General features: G+C 69.6%; 11 protein-coding genes and 1 riboswitch. Of the genes, 3 read left to right on the top strand and 8 right to left on the bottom strand.

The annotated features are described in order from the left end of the window. Nucleotides 1-51 precede the first annotated feature (51 nt). From TBR22_RS21400 to TBR22_RS21375, 6 genes are all read right to left on the bottom strand, one after another. Entirely contained in the window at nt 52-1,536 is a 1,485-nt protein-coding gene (locus TBR22_RS21400) for a tripartite tricarboxylate transporter permease (protein WP_370651545.1), read from the bottom strand. Between the two features lie 5 nt (nt 1,537-1,541). Beyond that, the gene (locus TBR22_RS21395) at nt 1,542-1,784 is read right to left on the bottom strand and encodes a tripartite tricarboxylate transporter TctB family protein (protein WP_239489868.1); all 243 of its coding nucleotides are present in this window, start codon (nt 1,782-1,784) and stop codon (nt 1,542-1,544) included. Continuing rightward, nucleotides 1,784-2,545: a class I SAM-dependent methyltransferase gene (locus TBR22_RS21390; protein ID WP_239489867.1), complete on the bottom strand. Its 762-nt coding sequence runs from the start codon at nt 2,543-2,545 to the stop codon at nt 1,784-1,786. Before TBR22_RS21390 ends, TBR22_RS21395 begins: the two co-directional genes overlap by 1 nt. After that, nucleotides 2,542-3,531, bottom strand: coding sequence for a tripartite tricarboxylate transporter substrate binding protein (locus TBR22_RS21385; RefSeq protein WP_239489866.1), 990 nt, complete (start codon nt 3,529-3,531; stop codon nt 2,542-2,544). Before TBR22_RS21385 ends, TBR22_RS21390 begins: the two co-directional genes overlap by 4 nt. A 9-nt stretch (nt 3,532-3,540) precedes the next feature. Beyond that, nucleotides 3,541-4,098: a MarR family winged helix-turn-helix transcriptional regulator gene (locus TBR22_RS21380; protein ID WP_239489865.1), complete on the bottom strand. Its 558-nt coding sequence runs from the start codon at nt 4,096-4,098 to the stop codon at nt 3,541-3,543. 376 nt (nt 4,099-4,474) lie between these two features. After that, nucleotides 4,475-6,067, bottom strand: a complete 1,593-nt coding sequence (locus TBR22_RS21375) for a Gfo/Idh/MocA family protein (protein WP_239489864.1) — start codon at nt 6,065-6,067, stop codon at nt 4,475-4,477. Nucleotides 6,068-6,190: 123 nt separating this feature from the next. Continuing rightward, nucleotides 6,191-6,352, top strand: a riboswitch (cyclic di-AMP (ydaO/yuaA leader). A 1-nt stretch (nt 6,353) separates the two neighbouring features. Here TBR22_RS21375 and TBR22_RS21370 point away from each other — a divergent pair. From TBR22_RS21370 to TBR22_RS21360, 3 genes are all read left to right on the top strand, one after another. Continuing rightward, nucleotides 6,354-7,322 (top strand): SPFH domain-containing protein, encoded by a 969-nt coding sequence (locus TBR22_RS21370; protein ID WP_239489863.1) that lies wholly within the window; start codon nt 6,354-6,356, stop codon nt 7,320-7,322. Nucleotides 7,323-7,391: 69 nt separating this feature from the next. Further along, entirely contained in the window at nt 7,392-9,164 is a 1,773-nt protein-coding gene (locus TBR22_RS21365) for an ABC transporter ATP-binding protein (RefSeq protein ID WP_239489862.1), read from the top strand. Next, nucleotides 9,118-10,902 (top strand): ABC transporter ATP-binding protein, encoded by a 1,785-nt coding sequence (locus tag TBR22_RS21360; protein WP_239489861.1) that lies wholly within the window; start codon nt 9,118-9,120, stop codon nt 10,900-10,902. Before TBR22_RS21365 ends, TBR22_RS21360 begins: the two co-directional genes overlap by 47 nt. A 143-nt stretch (nt 10,903-11,045) precedes the next feature. Here TBR22_RS21360 and TBR22_RS21355 read toward each other — a convergent pair whose 3' ends face one another. Beyond that, nucleotides 11,046-12,593: a M81 family metallopeptidase gene (locus TBR22_RS21355; protein ID WP_239489860.1), complete on the bottom strand. Its 1,548-nt coding sequence runs from the start codon at nt 12,591-12,593 to the stop codon at nt 11,046-11,048. A 221-nt stretch (nt 12,594-12,814) separates the two neighbouring features. Then, a complete protein-coding gene (locus TBR22_RS21350) occupies nt 12,815-13,894 on the bottom strand; it encodes a PP2C family protein-serine/threonine phosphatase (RefSeq protein ID WP_239493514.1) in 1,080 nt (359 codons plus the stop codon).

Here is a 13,894-nt window from a genome sequence, read left to right as displayed (position 1 = left end):
GAACGCACCGGTTGCCGGAGCGCACACGTGGCGCGACTTAGAGCCCGGGCCTCACTCTTCGCTTTCCGCCAGTGGCCGTGGGCGGCGCACCGCCATCAGCGTCAGTGCCGCCGCCACGCCCAGCAGCGCCGCACTCAGGGGCCGCCGAAGGAAGATGGTCGCATCGCCGGCGGAGAACGCCAGCGCGCGTCCCAGGTTCTCCTCGAGCGGGCGGCTCAGGATGAACCCCAGCAGCAGCGGCGACGGGTCGCATCTCCATCGTCGGAGCAACCACCCCACGACGCCGAAGACGGCGGCAATCCACAGATCGATGACGTTGCGCCCGACGGCGTAGGCGCCGGCACAGGAGAGGACGATGGTGGCCGGGTAGAGATAGTCGTACGGCAGCTGCGCGACCCGCGCCCAGAGCGATGCCAACGGCAGATTGAGCACGAGCAGCATCGCGTTGCCGACCCACATGCTCGCGACCAGCCCCCAGAACAGCGTGGGCTCCTGGGCGATGATGCCGGGCCCGGGTTGCACACCGTGCACGATCAGTGCGCCGAGTAGCAGGGCGACGGCCGGGTTCGAGGGCAACCCCAGCGTGAGCAGCGGCACGAACGAGGTCTGGGCCGCGGCGTTGTTGGCCGCCTCCGGACCGGCCACGCCCTCGACCGCGCCTCGTCCCAGCATGTGCGGGTGCCGGGCCCAGGCGCGTTCCACGCCGTACGAGGCAAACGACGCGAGCACCGGGCCACCGCCCGGTAGCATCCCGAGCACCGCGCCGGTCGCCGTTCCCCGGAGTGTTGCGGCCGCGGCTCGCCAGCGCTCGTCGGCGGTGGCGGCGCGGCCGCTGAGGGGCAGCACGTCGAGCCGGGCGGGCCGCCCACTCGCCAGTGTCCGGATGATCTCGGCCAGGCCGAACAGGCCGATGGCGACCGGCACGAACCCGATGCCGTCGTACAACGCGGGGATGCCCAGGGTCCACCGTTCCTCGCCGCTAGCGACGTCGGTACCAACGGCACCGAGGATCACGCCGACCACGGTCAGCAGCAACGACTTCCAGATGGCGCCGCGGCCCATCAGCACGGCGGCCACCAGGCCGAAGACCATCAGGGATGCGTAATCGGCGGCCTGCACGTAGGAGGCCAGGCGCGACAGCGGCTGGGCTGCGACGGCCACCAGCAACGTGCCGACCGTTCCTCCCACGAAGGAGCTGATCGCCGCCACCGAGAGCGCGAACCTGGCGCGTCCCTGCCGCGCCATCGCATGCCCGTCGACGCAGGTGATGGCCGACGACGCCTCGCCCGGCACGTTGACGAGGATGGCGGTGATCGATCCCCCGTACTGCGCGCCGTAGTAGATGCCGGCCAGCATGATCACGGCGGCGGTCGGCGACACTGCGAAGATGAAGGGCAGCAGCAACGCGATGGTGGTGATCGGGCCGAGGCCGGGCAGCACACCGACCGCGGTGCCGAGCAAGGCGCCGATGAGACAGGCGAGGAGCTGCGGCGTGGCCAGCGCCGTCGCAAAGCCCGCGGCTAGCGGCTGCAGCATGCCGGTCACGGCCACGGCATCAGCGGGATCGGCAGCGACAGCCCACCGACGAACAGCAGCCCTACGGCAATGGCCAGGGCTGCCGCATACGGCAAGGCGACTCGCACCGGCAGGCGACCGGCGCCGACCGAGGCCAGCAGCGTGGTGGCGATGACCGCCGCCAGCAGCCCGACACGCTCGACCGTCAGCGCGAAGGCGACCACACTCCCGGTCACCGCGAGCAGGCTGCGCAGTTCCTGTTGCCGCATCAGGCCGCTCGGCGGCCCCAGGCCGTCCACATGGTCGGGGCACGCATCTCGAAGCGGGGATCATCGAGCTCGGCATGGTCAGCGGCGAACTGCTCGGCCGACAAGCCGGTGGCGAGCAACCGGGGGCGCAGCTGCTCGAAGTTGGCCTGCATCAGCCGAGCACCGAGGGTGGCGCCGCGCACCAGGCGAGCCCGGCCCTCGATCTCGACGTCCTCCAGGCCTGCGTGCACCAGCCGACGCGCCAACGTGCGACCGAGCCTGTGGTCGCTGGCCGCGGAGGTGAGTCCGCGCATCGCCAGCGCCGTCGCCGAGAGTGCGTCGTCGCCGTCGCCCGGCGGTGGTACCTCGAAGTCCTCGACCACCAGCCATCCGCCTGGCTTCAACGCCGACACCATGCGGAAGAGCGCCAGGTCGGGTCGAGCGAGATGCGACAACACCAGCCGGGCATGAACGAGGTCGAAAGCGTCAGCTGGAAGCGGGTCGCTCTCGATGTCATGGTGGCGAATTTCGAGGTTCTTGGCGCTGACCGTCGACATCAGCTGTGGGTCGATGTCGGTGACGAGCACCGACCCGGTCGGGCCGACGCGCGAGGCCAGCCACGCCGCGATCGTGCCTGTCCCACCGCCGACCTCGAGGCATCGCCATCCGTCCTGCACACCTCGTGCGGCAAGGCACTGCCTGGTCGTCTCGTCGAAGATGTCCGCGAGGACGCCCAACCGCATGCCTGCCTGGGGTGCGGCGTTTTCGAAGATGTAGGTCATCGCGTTGGCTCCTCGGGTCGTGACAGGCCGACGAGACGGGCCAGGCCGTCCACCTGGCGCCGCTGTGCGGCGAGGGCTGCCTCGAATGCCTCCGGCGTGCTGGCCTCGATGGCGAAACCGGCCCTCGTCAAGCGGGCCGTCAATTCGGGATCTGTGCTCGCTGCGCGGACGTCCGCGGCGATTCGCTGCCGCAGGGCTGCCGGCATGCCCCGGCCGCCGAAGAGGCCGAACGGTCCCTCGACCGTCAGTGCGGGATAGCCGGCTTCGCCGGTCGTGGGGACGTCGGGCCACGACCGCGCCCGTGTGCTCGTCGTCACTGCCAGCAAGCGCGCGCCACCCGAGGTCAGGGCCGGCGTCAGCGTCGGGATGGCCGCCACCAGCAGGTGCAACCGTCCGGCGTCGAGGTCGCGCACCGCCGGGGCGATGTCGCGGTACGCGACGTGCCGCATGGCGAGCGCTTCGACCTTGAGGAAGCCGCGGAACACGAGCGTCGGCAGGCCGGGCGTTGCGCTCCACACGTAGTCATCCGCGTGGTCCCGCACGAGCGCGACAAGCGCCGACAGCGACGATGCGCCGAGCGACGAGGCGGCGGCGATCGCGATGTTCGGCCGTACGGCAGCAGCGATCGGCACGAGATCCGCGTCCGGATCGAAGGGAAGTCGCCCGTGCAGCCAGGCGCTGGTGGTGACGATGCCCATCGGCGAGAAGAAGAGGGCGTTCGGGTCCCGCGCCTCGACGAAGGTCTGCGCGCCGGCGACGCCGTCGCCGCCGGGGCGGTTGTCCACCACCACCGACTGCTGCCAGCGTGACGCCAGGCGCGGCGCGAACACCCTGGCCGCCAGGTCGGCACTCGTGCCGGCGCCGAACGGCACCACGAGTCGCACGGGTCCGGTCGGCCAGGCGGCCTGGCCTGCCTGGCGCGCACAGCCTGCGAGGGTAGTCAGGCCGACCGTCTGCAGCACGAACCGACGTCGCGTCCAGGACATGTCTCCTCCTCACTTCGCGCGTGTCGACTCCAGGCTGGCCGGGCGCCGCGCGTTGCGCGGTCGACGCCCGGCACCGGGGCGGACGTAGGCCTGGTTCGCTTCGACGACGCGCGCCAGCATGTCGATGAGCGAGGCGCGCTCGGCGGGACTCAGCACCTCGAGCATCCTGAGCTGCGCGGCGACCGCCGCAGGGCGCTGTCGATCGTGCAGTGCCCGGCCGGCCGGACTCAGGCGGAGCACACGGGCCCGCCGATCGCGACCGTTGACCGTACGCTCGACCAGCCCGAGTTCCTCGAGGTGCTGCACCATCGCCCCCGCCGTCGTGCGGTCGAGCGCCATGCGTTCGGCAAGGGAGTTCTGGTCGAGCCCGGGTGTGTCGTGCAGGCGCACGAGCACGCCGAACTCCAGCGGCCGCAGGCCATGCGGCTCGTTCACTTCTGCCGTTCGCGCGACGGCGATCTGATAGAAGCGTCGACCGAGTGCGATCGGCGAGAGCGCGGCATCTGCTCCCACCTTCGGCGTGGAGGCCTTCCGGGCGCGTGTCATGATGTTCAGAAGTCTGATCATCATAATACTGATCGATTTCGCGCTGTCAAGCTGACGGCTCGGCACCCGGGGCGGCACGGGACGTGGCAACTCGTCCTGGATGTGCAGGCCTGGCGTCTCCTCGAGGTAATCGCTCGAGCGCTGGAACGGGAAGCGCCGGCAGCGAGGCGCATTGGGCCCGAGGCGGGGGCGTCAGGCGAAGACGGCGGCCAGCAGGTTGAGCAGCGGGAGCGGCACGGCTGCCGCGACGTCGCGGTGTGGGTCGAGATGGCGACCGTCCCCGGCAGGCGTATGTTCGAGAAGACGCCAAAGACGTCCAGAGGACGTCACGGGGGACCCAAGGCGCGAATCTCCGCGCACCCGGCCCTGCAGCGCGCGGCCGTGACGCGTTCGACTCCTAAGCCAGCCGCCAGGGCGCGCGGTACTCGCGCCGCAGGAACTCGTTCGGATCGGTCACGATCCCGTTCGGGCCCTTGATGGTGTTGGTCACGCGCATGTTGGCCGCGTCGTAGTGGATCCTGCTGTCGCCGGGCGTCTTCTGGCCGGCGCGCAGCGAGACGACGCCGAGCAGCATCACCTCGGTGAGGCGCGCCGCGTACTCGAACGGGCACGAGATCTGGGCCTTGCCCTGGATCGCCTCGACCCAGTTCATCTCGTGCTCGTCCTGCCCGTGCGCGACGCGCGGCAGCAGCGCCTTCGGCTCGCCGGTCTTCTCGTGCAACGACTTCGGCAGCAGTCGCGGCTCGTGGCCGTAGGTGAGCTGGATCATCTTGCCCTTCGTGCCGACGTAGATGATGCCGCCCTCGCCGTTCAGCATCTCGTCGCCGAGTTCCTCCGGGCGCCGCGGCGTGAGGCCGCCGTCGTACCAGGTGAGCTTCACGGCCGGCATGCTGCCACGCGCCGCGAACTGGTAGTGGGTCATCGAGGCCGTGGGATAGCAGGCGCCGTTGAACGGCGTCGACACCGTCTCGATCACGGTCGGCATGCCGAGGTCCAGCGATCGGAATGGGTGATCGATCAGGTGCGCGCCCATGTCGCCGATCGCGCCCTGACCCCAGTCGACCCAGCCCCGCCAGTTGCGCGGGTGGTAGAGCGGGTTGTACTCCACCATCGGCGCGCCCCCGAGGAACAGGTCCCACGAGAGCGTCGACGGCACCGGCCCCGCCTCGCGGTAGAGCGCGTCGGCCGTCAGGGCGGTGGCGCGTGCGGAGGGGTAGCGCAGCGGTCGCGGACCGGTCTCGGGCTGGATGGGCGCGGGGCGCGGGATGCCCTGCGGCCAGTAGCCATACGGACGGTTCGTCCACACGTGCACCTCGCGCACGTCGCCGATCGCCCCGCCGCGGATGTACTCGTAACCGGTGCGCGATCCGTCGCTGGAGTGGCCCTGGTTGCCCATCTGCGTCACGACGCGGGGCATCGCCTTCGCCTTGCGGGCCAGGGCGCGTGCCTCCTCGACCGACCAGCACAGGGGCTTCTGTACGTACACGTGCTTGCCGAGGTCCATTGCCGCCAGCGCGATCAGCGCGTGCATGTGGTCGGGCGTGGCGACGACGATGGCGTCGAGGTCCTTCTGCCTGTCGAGCAGCTCGCGGTAGTCGCGGTACCGCTTCAGGCGCGGGAGCTGCTCGCTCGTGAAGCGTCGCAGGGCAGCCTGGTTGTCGACCGGTGGCCGCCGTGCGTTCGCAGCCGCCTGGGCTTTCGAGATCGGCTGTGGCGTCGACGCAGCCGGCGTTGCACTGGCGGCGTCCTCGGTCATGCGCTTCAGCTGGGCATCCACGAGCACGTCGTCGACGTCGCAGATCGCGACGATGTTCTGGGTCATGAGGCGGCGGGTATTGCCGCCGCCCATACCGCCGAAGCCGACGGTCGCGATGTTGACGGTGTCGCTCGGGGCCTGGAAGCCGCGACCCAGCACGCGCCGCGGCACGATGGTGAGGCCGGCGCCGGCGGCGGTGGTGGAGAGGAACGTGCGTCTCGAGACCTGGCTCATGAAGGCTCCTTGTCGAGCCGGGATTCTATCGCCGCACGGGCGAGCAGAGGCGGCAGCCGGTGCGGCATCGGTCCGCGCCGGCGCGCCGCCGGGCATTTGACGGCCGTATCGGCGAGGCGTATGTTCGGGAAAACGCCAAAGACGTCCAGTGGACGTCACGGGGGACCCAAGGCGCGAATTCCCGCGCACCGGGGCGAATTCCGCGGAGCTCTTCGGAGCGATGCGGATAGAGCAACTCCAGGCTCGAGCCCGTCAGCTAACCTCGTCGGCGTGTGGAGTCACCGTGTTGCATCGCCTGCACGGGGAGCGCGTCGTCGCGTCTCTCCGCACCCTCGCGTCCTCGACCATTCCCCTCGTCGGCGTCGCCATCGCGCTCCTCGTCGGCGTGTGGCTCGCCGGCTCGAACAACCCGTACACGCCTGCCGGGTACGTCGGCTACCTCACGAAGGGTGCGGTGTTCGGACAGTCGCGCTTCTACGGCGTGCAGCGTGGGCCGACGTCGCCCGGGCGCCAGTGGCTGCTCGACGTCACCAACGTCAGCGTGACGCCCTACACGTACACCGAGACGTTCGCGGGAGACGACTCCGTCCTCAGTCGCGACAACCTGAAGATCTCGTTTGCCGTGCACACGGTGTGGCGTGTCGACCAGGCGCGCGTGCCGCTCTTCATGGAGCGGTTCAGCACCACCGTCGCCGACGGCGCGATGGAACGGTCGCCTGACGCGATCGTGAAGGTCGCGTACGGGCATTTCGTGCGCGAGCCGCTGCGGACCTTCGCGCGCGACGAGGTGCAGCGGCGCGAGGGCCTGCGCGTCAAGGACGACCTCATCCCGATCGGCGAGGCGGTGCTGCAGCGCATCCGGGCCTATGCCGCGACCAGCCCCTTCATCATCAGCAGCGTCGTCGTCGGCAACGTGCAGTACCCGGCCGAAGTGGCTGATGCGGTGGCGCGCAAGCTGGCCGCCACGCAGGAGCTCGAGCGGAAGGACACCGAGATCGCCATCGAGCGCAAGGAGCGGACCAAGCGGGAGATCCAGGCAACGGGCATCGCCGCGTCGATGCAGATCATCCGCGGCCAGCTCACGTCGCTGTACGTACAGCACGAGGCGATCGAGGCGCAGAAGCTGATGGTCAACTCGCCGAACCACACGACCGTGTACATCCCGGTCGGCGCGATGGGCGTGCCGCTCACGGGGACGATGGATGCGGCGCGGCCCACGGCGGGGAAGGCCTCGAGCGCCACGGCGCCTCGCTGATCGTGCCTGGCGTGGAGTGGGTGATGCCCGCTCCACGCCCATCGGCCGGTATGAGAAACTAGCCAGCCCGTGGCCGACACGACCCGCGCGGCCGCCGACGCCGGGACGATCTCCGCCCGGCCGGCCGGACCGACGCTCACCTCGCTGCTCACGCCGTATCGCCCCCTGGTCGCGGGGATCGTGTGCCTGACGATCGCCGGCAACGCGCTCAGCCTGGCGGTCCCGACGCTGCTGTCGCGCGCCATCGACACCTTCGCGGCCAGTCGCCACGTGCCGAATGCGCTCCTCCTCGAGTTCGCCCTCGTCGCGATCGGCGTGTTCGTCTTTTCGTACCTGCAGAACATCGCCCAGACCGTGGCCGCCGAGCGGGTCGCGCGCGACCTGCGCACGAAGATCGCGTCCACGCTTGCGAAGCAGTCACTCGGCTACATCCAGCAGGTGACCACCGCAACGCTGCTGACCAACCTGACCTCCGACGTCGACGCGGTCAAGCTGTTCGTCGCCCAGGCGGTGGGCACGATCGTCGCCTCGGTGTTCCTCATCCTCGGCGCGAGCGCGCTGCTCCTTTCGATCAACTGGAAGCTCGGCCTCGTGGTGCTGGCGGTGCTGCCGGTGATCGGCATCACCTTCCAGGCGGTACTCAAGCGGGTCCGGGCGCTCTTCACGCGGGCGCAGGGCGCCGTCGACGTGCTCAACAAGGTCATCAACGAGAGCATCCTCGGCGCGGCGCTGGTCCGGCTGCTCGACTCGCAGCAGTACGAGTACGATCGGTTCCTCGCCGCCAACACCGACGCGCGCGACATCAGCCTGCGCATCCTGCGCCTGTTCGCCTGGCTGATTCCGATGATCATGTTCTGCACCAACTTCGCGACGCTGGCCATCCTGATCATCGGCGGACGGTTCGTGATCGGCGGATCGATGACGCTGGGCGAGTTCACCGCCTTCAACAGCTACCTCGCGATCCTGATCTTCCCCGTCATCATGATCGGCTTCATGAGCAACGTGATCGCGCAATCGAGCGCGTCGTACGGCCGGATCGGCGCGGTGCTCGCGGCGCCGCCGCCGGCGGCCCGGGGTGGGGTGGTCGCGAACCTGCGCGGCGATATCGCGCTGGACCGGGTGACGCTGATGTTCGGCGAGAAGCCGGCGCTGAGGGACGTGTCCCTGCGCGTGCAGCCCGGCACACGCACCGCCATCATCGGCCCGACGGCGGCAGGCAAGACGCAGTTGCTCTACCTGCTCACGGGACTGATCGCGCCCTCCGCCGGCACCGTGACCTACGACGGCCGGAACATCGAGGAGTACGACAGGAGGACGCTGCACCAGCAGGTGGCGCTGGTCTTCCAGGACACCACGATGTTCAACCTGACGCTGCGCGAGAACATCGGCTTCAGCAAGACCGTCAGCGACACCGACCTCGAGCAGGCGATCGCCGCGGCCGAGCTCAGCGAGTTCGTCCGCTCCCTGCCGGACGGCCTCGACACGGTCGTCGCCGAGCGTGGCAGCAGCCTGTCTGGCGGACAGCAGCAGCGCATCATGCTGGCGCGGGCGCTGGCGCTGAACCCGCGCGTGCTGCTGCTCGACGACTTCACGGCGCGGGTGGACGTCAGGACCGAGCGCATGATTCTCGACAACGTGCGCCGGCTGTACCCCGGCCTGACGCTCGTGTCGGTGACGCAGAAGATCGCGCCGGTCGAGGACTACGAGCAGATCGTGCTGCTGATGGAAGGGGAAGTGCTCGCCACGGGGACGCACCAGGAACTGCTGGCGAGCTGTCCGGAGTACGTGCAGATTCATGAGTCCCAGCGAAGCACCAGCCATTACGAATCCGTACAGGCTTAGCACCGCGCAGGCGATCGCCAGCCCGTCGATTCTCGGCGCGCTGGCTCGCCTCGCGCCGGTGCTCGCCGATCAGCATCGTCGTCTCGTCGTCGCCTTCGCCGCGACGGTCGTCGGCGCGATCATGGGTCTGCTCGGGCCGATGATCATCGGCCGCACCGTCGACCGGTCGATCAGGAGCGGCGACTTCCACGGGGTGCTGACCTCGGCGGCGCTGCTGCTGGTGGCCTACCTGACGGGCCTGGTCGCCACCTACGTCCAGGCGCAGCAGATGGGGCGCGTCGGGCGGTTCGTGCTGTTCAACCTGCGGAACACGCTGTTCACGAAGCTCCAGAGCCTGCCGCTCGAGTTCTTCAACGAGAACAAGGCCGGCGACCTGATCTCGCGGATCAACAACGACACCGACAAGCTGAACCAGTTCTTCTCGCAGGCGCTCGTCCAGTTCGCGGCCAACGTGATCGTGATGATCGGCGCCGGACTGTTCCTGCTGTCACTCAATCCGCGGCTGGGACTGGCGGCGCTTGCGCCGGCCGCGGCGGTCCTGGCGATCACCCGCCTCACGGCCGGCTGGATGCAGCGAAAGAACCTCGGCAGCCTGCAGGCCCTCGGTGCGCTGAGCGGCGAGGTGCAGGAGAGCGTCAGCAACTTCCGCGTCATCCTCGCGTTCAACCGCGTCGACTACTTCGAGCAGCAGTTCGCGGTCGCCAACGACCGCAACTTCAGGGCGTCGGTGGCCGCGGGCATCGCCAACACCGTGCTCCTGCCGCTCTACGGTCTCGCGCTGCACGTGGCGCAGATCGTGGTCATCGCGTACGGGTTTCACCTGATCTCCGCCGGACGGTTCACCGTCGGCCTGCTGATCGGGTTCCTGCTGTACGTGAACAGCTTCTACATGCCGCTACGCCAGCTGGCGGCGCTCTGGTCGTCGTTCCAGCTCGCGCTCGCCAGCCTCGACCGGATCTCCGCCGTCCTCTCGCTGGACAGCAACATGCCGCAGGCGCCGGCAGTCGAGGCGGTGTCCGGCCCCCTGCTCGCGTTCGAGCACGTGACGTTCGGCTACGGCGGGGGCGCTCCGGTCCTGCGCGACGTGAGCTTCGAGTTCCAGCGTGGACGGACGTACGCCCTGGTGGGACCGACCGGGGGCGGCAAGACCACGACCGCCCTCCTGATGGCCCGCCTGTACGACCCGACCGGCGGTCGTGTCCTGCTCGATGGACGCGACATTCGCAGCGTGAGTGCCGCCGAGCGCGCGGCGCGCATCGGCTTCATCCTGCAGGAGCCGTTCCTCTTCACGGGGACGGTGCGAGACAACCTCGTGTATGGCCACGAGGGACTGCTGAAGCTCTCGGACGAGGATCTCGCGGCACGCATCGGCGCGACGCACCTCGACGCACTGCTCGAGCGCTTTCCCGAGGGGCTGGCGACACCGGTCACGTCGGCCGGGCAGGGCCTGAGCCTCGGGCAGAAGCAGATCGTCGCGTTCATGCGCGCCGTGCTGCGCGAGCCGGATCTGCTGATTCTGGACGAGGCGACCGCCAACATCGACACGGTCACCGAGCAGCTGCTCGAGCGCATCCTGCGTGACCTGCCGTCGTCGACGACACGGGTGATCATCGCGCATCGCCTGAACACCATCGCCAACGCCGACGAGATCCTGTTCATCAACGCCGGCGAGGTCACGCGCGCCGGCTCGATGCAGGACGCGCTCGACCTGCTGCTGCACCACACGCGGGAGAGCTGAGGGCGGAACGCAGTCCGTCGCCCAAGGGCGACGGCTACACCCAACGTCGCAGAGGTGTAGGCGTCGGCCTTGGCCGACGCGCAGGGGACGGACCGTTGACCGTCGCCCAAGGGCGACGGCTACGCCCTCGAGTGGCCGACGCGTCACTTGTAACGGTCAGAGGTCGGCACCCACCTGGCCGACAGGTCCGGCTCCTTCATGTCCTTGTCGAGCGGATACATGGGCCGCGTGATGCGCTTGTAGGGCAGGCGCTCGAGGTCCTGGTCGACGCCGCCGGGCGTGAGGGCCATCACCCAGTCCGCCTGCATGTCGTACAGCTCGGGCTGCAGGTAGCCGATCTTCACCACGACGATGTCGGCCTTGCGCGGGGCGAGCCCGAGCTGCGTGAAGTCGGCTTCGTAGTGATACGGCTTCCGCAGCGCGGTCACGATCACGCTGACACTGCCGGTCCTGATCACCACCTCGGTCTTGGCGTCCTTGTCGCCCTGGCGGATGGCGGTCACGGTTCCCTCGATGCGTACGGGCGGCGCATAGCGACTGTCGACGGCCGCCCCAGCGGTGCCCGACACCTTGCCGCCGATGCCGGCCTTGACGGCCTGCGCCACCAGTTCCGGCCCGGGAAGCGAGGCGTAGATCAGGGAGGGACCGTCGGGCCGCTGGAACTCGGGGCGCTCGAGGATGCGCGTCAGCGTCCAGGTGACGTCGCCGGCGCCGCCCGCCGTCGGGTTGTCGCCCATGTCGCTGAGGAAGAAGGGATGCTTGTCGCTCTTCAGCGCGCGGTCCATCGCGGCCTCGTACGACAGCGTCGGCGCGACGAACTCGAACTTCGTGCGCGCTTGCCAGAAGCTGGCGGCGAGGCTCTCCGCCGCCGTCTTGACCGCGGCCTCGTCGTCGCCGGTCACCATCACGGCGGCATGGTTGCGGGGTTCGTCGGCCCAGGCGTAGCCGATCCAGATCGCGGCGTCGATGATGCCGGGGCGCGCCGTGATGGCCGGGATGGCGGCGTAGATGCTCTTGGCCGGCTCGATCCGCGTGCTGGTCTTCTCGCCCGGCAGGAGCACGGGGATCGCGATGTACGCCTTGTACGCGGGCCGACCCTTGCCGCTCTCGAGGCGCGTGAGCAGGTTCTCGATGGCGCGCTGCTTGGAGGCCACCTCGTCCTCGTGCGGCGCCATGCGGAAGCAGGTGATCAGGTCGGACTCGGCCGCCAGTCGCCACGACACGTTGCCGTGCAGGTCCATCGACGTCGAGATGAGCGTCTTCGGGCCCACCACCTCCCGGATCCTCGCGATCATGTCGCCTTCGGGGTCGTCGAGGCCGACGACGCTCATGGCGCCGTGGATGTCGAAGAACAGCCCGTCGAGCGGCAGCTGCGCGCGCAAGCCGTCGAGCGTCTTGCGCATCAGGGATTCATAGGCCTCGCGGGTCACCGCGCCGCCTGGCAGCGCGTGTCCCTGCACCGTGCCCAGCCACACCGCGCGGTCGCGCAGCGATGCCGGCCCAGAGAAGAAGGGGTAGGTGTCGAGGATGGCCTGCCCGGTGCTGGCGTGGAAGGCCGCTTCGTCGGTCGTCGCCGGGGAGAAGGTGCTCGACTCGATCGCCAGGCCGGCGATGGCGATGCGCGGCTTCTCCGCCGCGCGACAGGAAACGAGGGTGAGGGTTCCGAGCAGCAGGAGCAGCGTCTTGGTCACGGCTCATTCTTCCACCGTTCACGGCGTCGTGCCCGGGCCGACCGTGATCGGCTCGCGGTGGCCCGCTGCGGTTCGTGTCGCTTCGAGTGGTCAGGGCTTGTGCCGCCGCGACCGTCGCGCGCGAGTGTCGTGTCGCGAGCCGCCGGGGTGGTCGGTGTCCACATGCTGGGCATGTCGCCTGCGACGCGGTGCGGCGGCGCGGCTTGGCGCGGCGCAGGCCGTCACGCGGTCAGCGGTGCCCCAGAGGGAGACACCGATGTGTCCTCCTTCATCGTCGAACCCGTTGCATGCGCCGTCGGCCCTGGTGTCACCCGCACGACGACCACCGTCCGGTCGTCGTTCCAGTCCTCGACTTCGGCAGGGCCGCTGCCGTGCGCGGCGAGGGTGGCCACCGCAGCGCAGACGGCTGCTGCAGGCTGGGCCGTGTCGCTTCCGAGCACGTCGAGGATCGCGGCGCTCCAGGGGCGGCCGGGCTCCTCGAGCGCCTCCGAGACGCCATCGGTCACGAGGACGAACAGGTCGTCCGGTGCGATCGCGAGACGCTGCTGAGCGAACGCCGCGTCGCGAAGCAGGCCGAGAGGAGGTCCGCCGTGCGAGAGCCTGCTGGCGTGGTGCCCACGCACGAGGAGCGCCGGCGGGTGGCCGGCATTGGTGTAGGTCACGCTGCGCGACACGAGATCGAACCGGGCCACGATGGCCGTAACGTACGGCGTGCCATGCCACTCGTCGTGCAGAGCGGCGGAGAACCTCTCGGCAAGCTGCGCCGGGTCGTGCGCTTCTTTGGCGAGGCGCCGGAACGTCGAGCGCACCAGCGTGAGGGCCATGGCTGCGGCGATCCCCTTCCCCGAGACGTCCGCGACGAGCAGCAGGCGCACATGCGGGTCGAGTTCGATGACGTCGTAGAAATCGCCGCCGATCGTGTTGGCCGACGTAAGGGTGACCGCCCACTCCAGTCCGTCGTCCGGCTCGGGAACCGGGGACAGCAACCGGCGCTGCATCTCCGCGGCCAGCGCCAACTGCGTATCCACCACCAACTGGGCACGCTCCCGATCCGTCAGGGCGACTCGGGTGGCGCGGAGGTGCAACCAGAGATGGACCGACAGGCCGAGCGCCGCCGACGGCAGGACATCGCTGATCCAATCGAGCTCCAGCGCCGTTGGTCGGAGGATCCGGATGGCCATCGCCTCGAGCAGTCCCGTCACGACGTAGCACGTGAGGGCCGCGCCAGTCGCCCACCCGACGGCGGCCGGGACGATGGCCACGCGGGCCAATCCGGATGCGGTGTCGGTCCACGCCTGCAT

The sequence above is a fragment of the Luteitalea sp. TBR-22 genome (genome assembly GCF_016865485.1).
GTDB lineage: Bacteria > Acidobacteriota > Vicinamibacteria > Vicinamibacterales > Vicinamibacteraceae > Luteitalea.
Note: the sequence above shows the minus strand (reverse complement) of the source record. Positions and strands in the feature narration are given on the sequence as shown.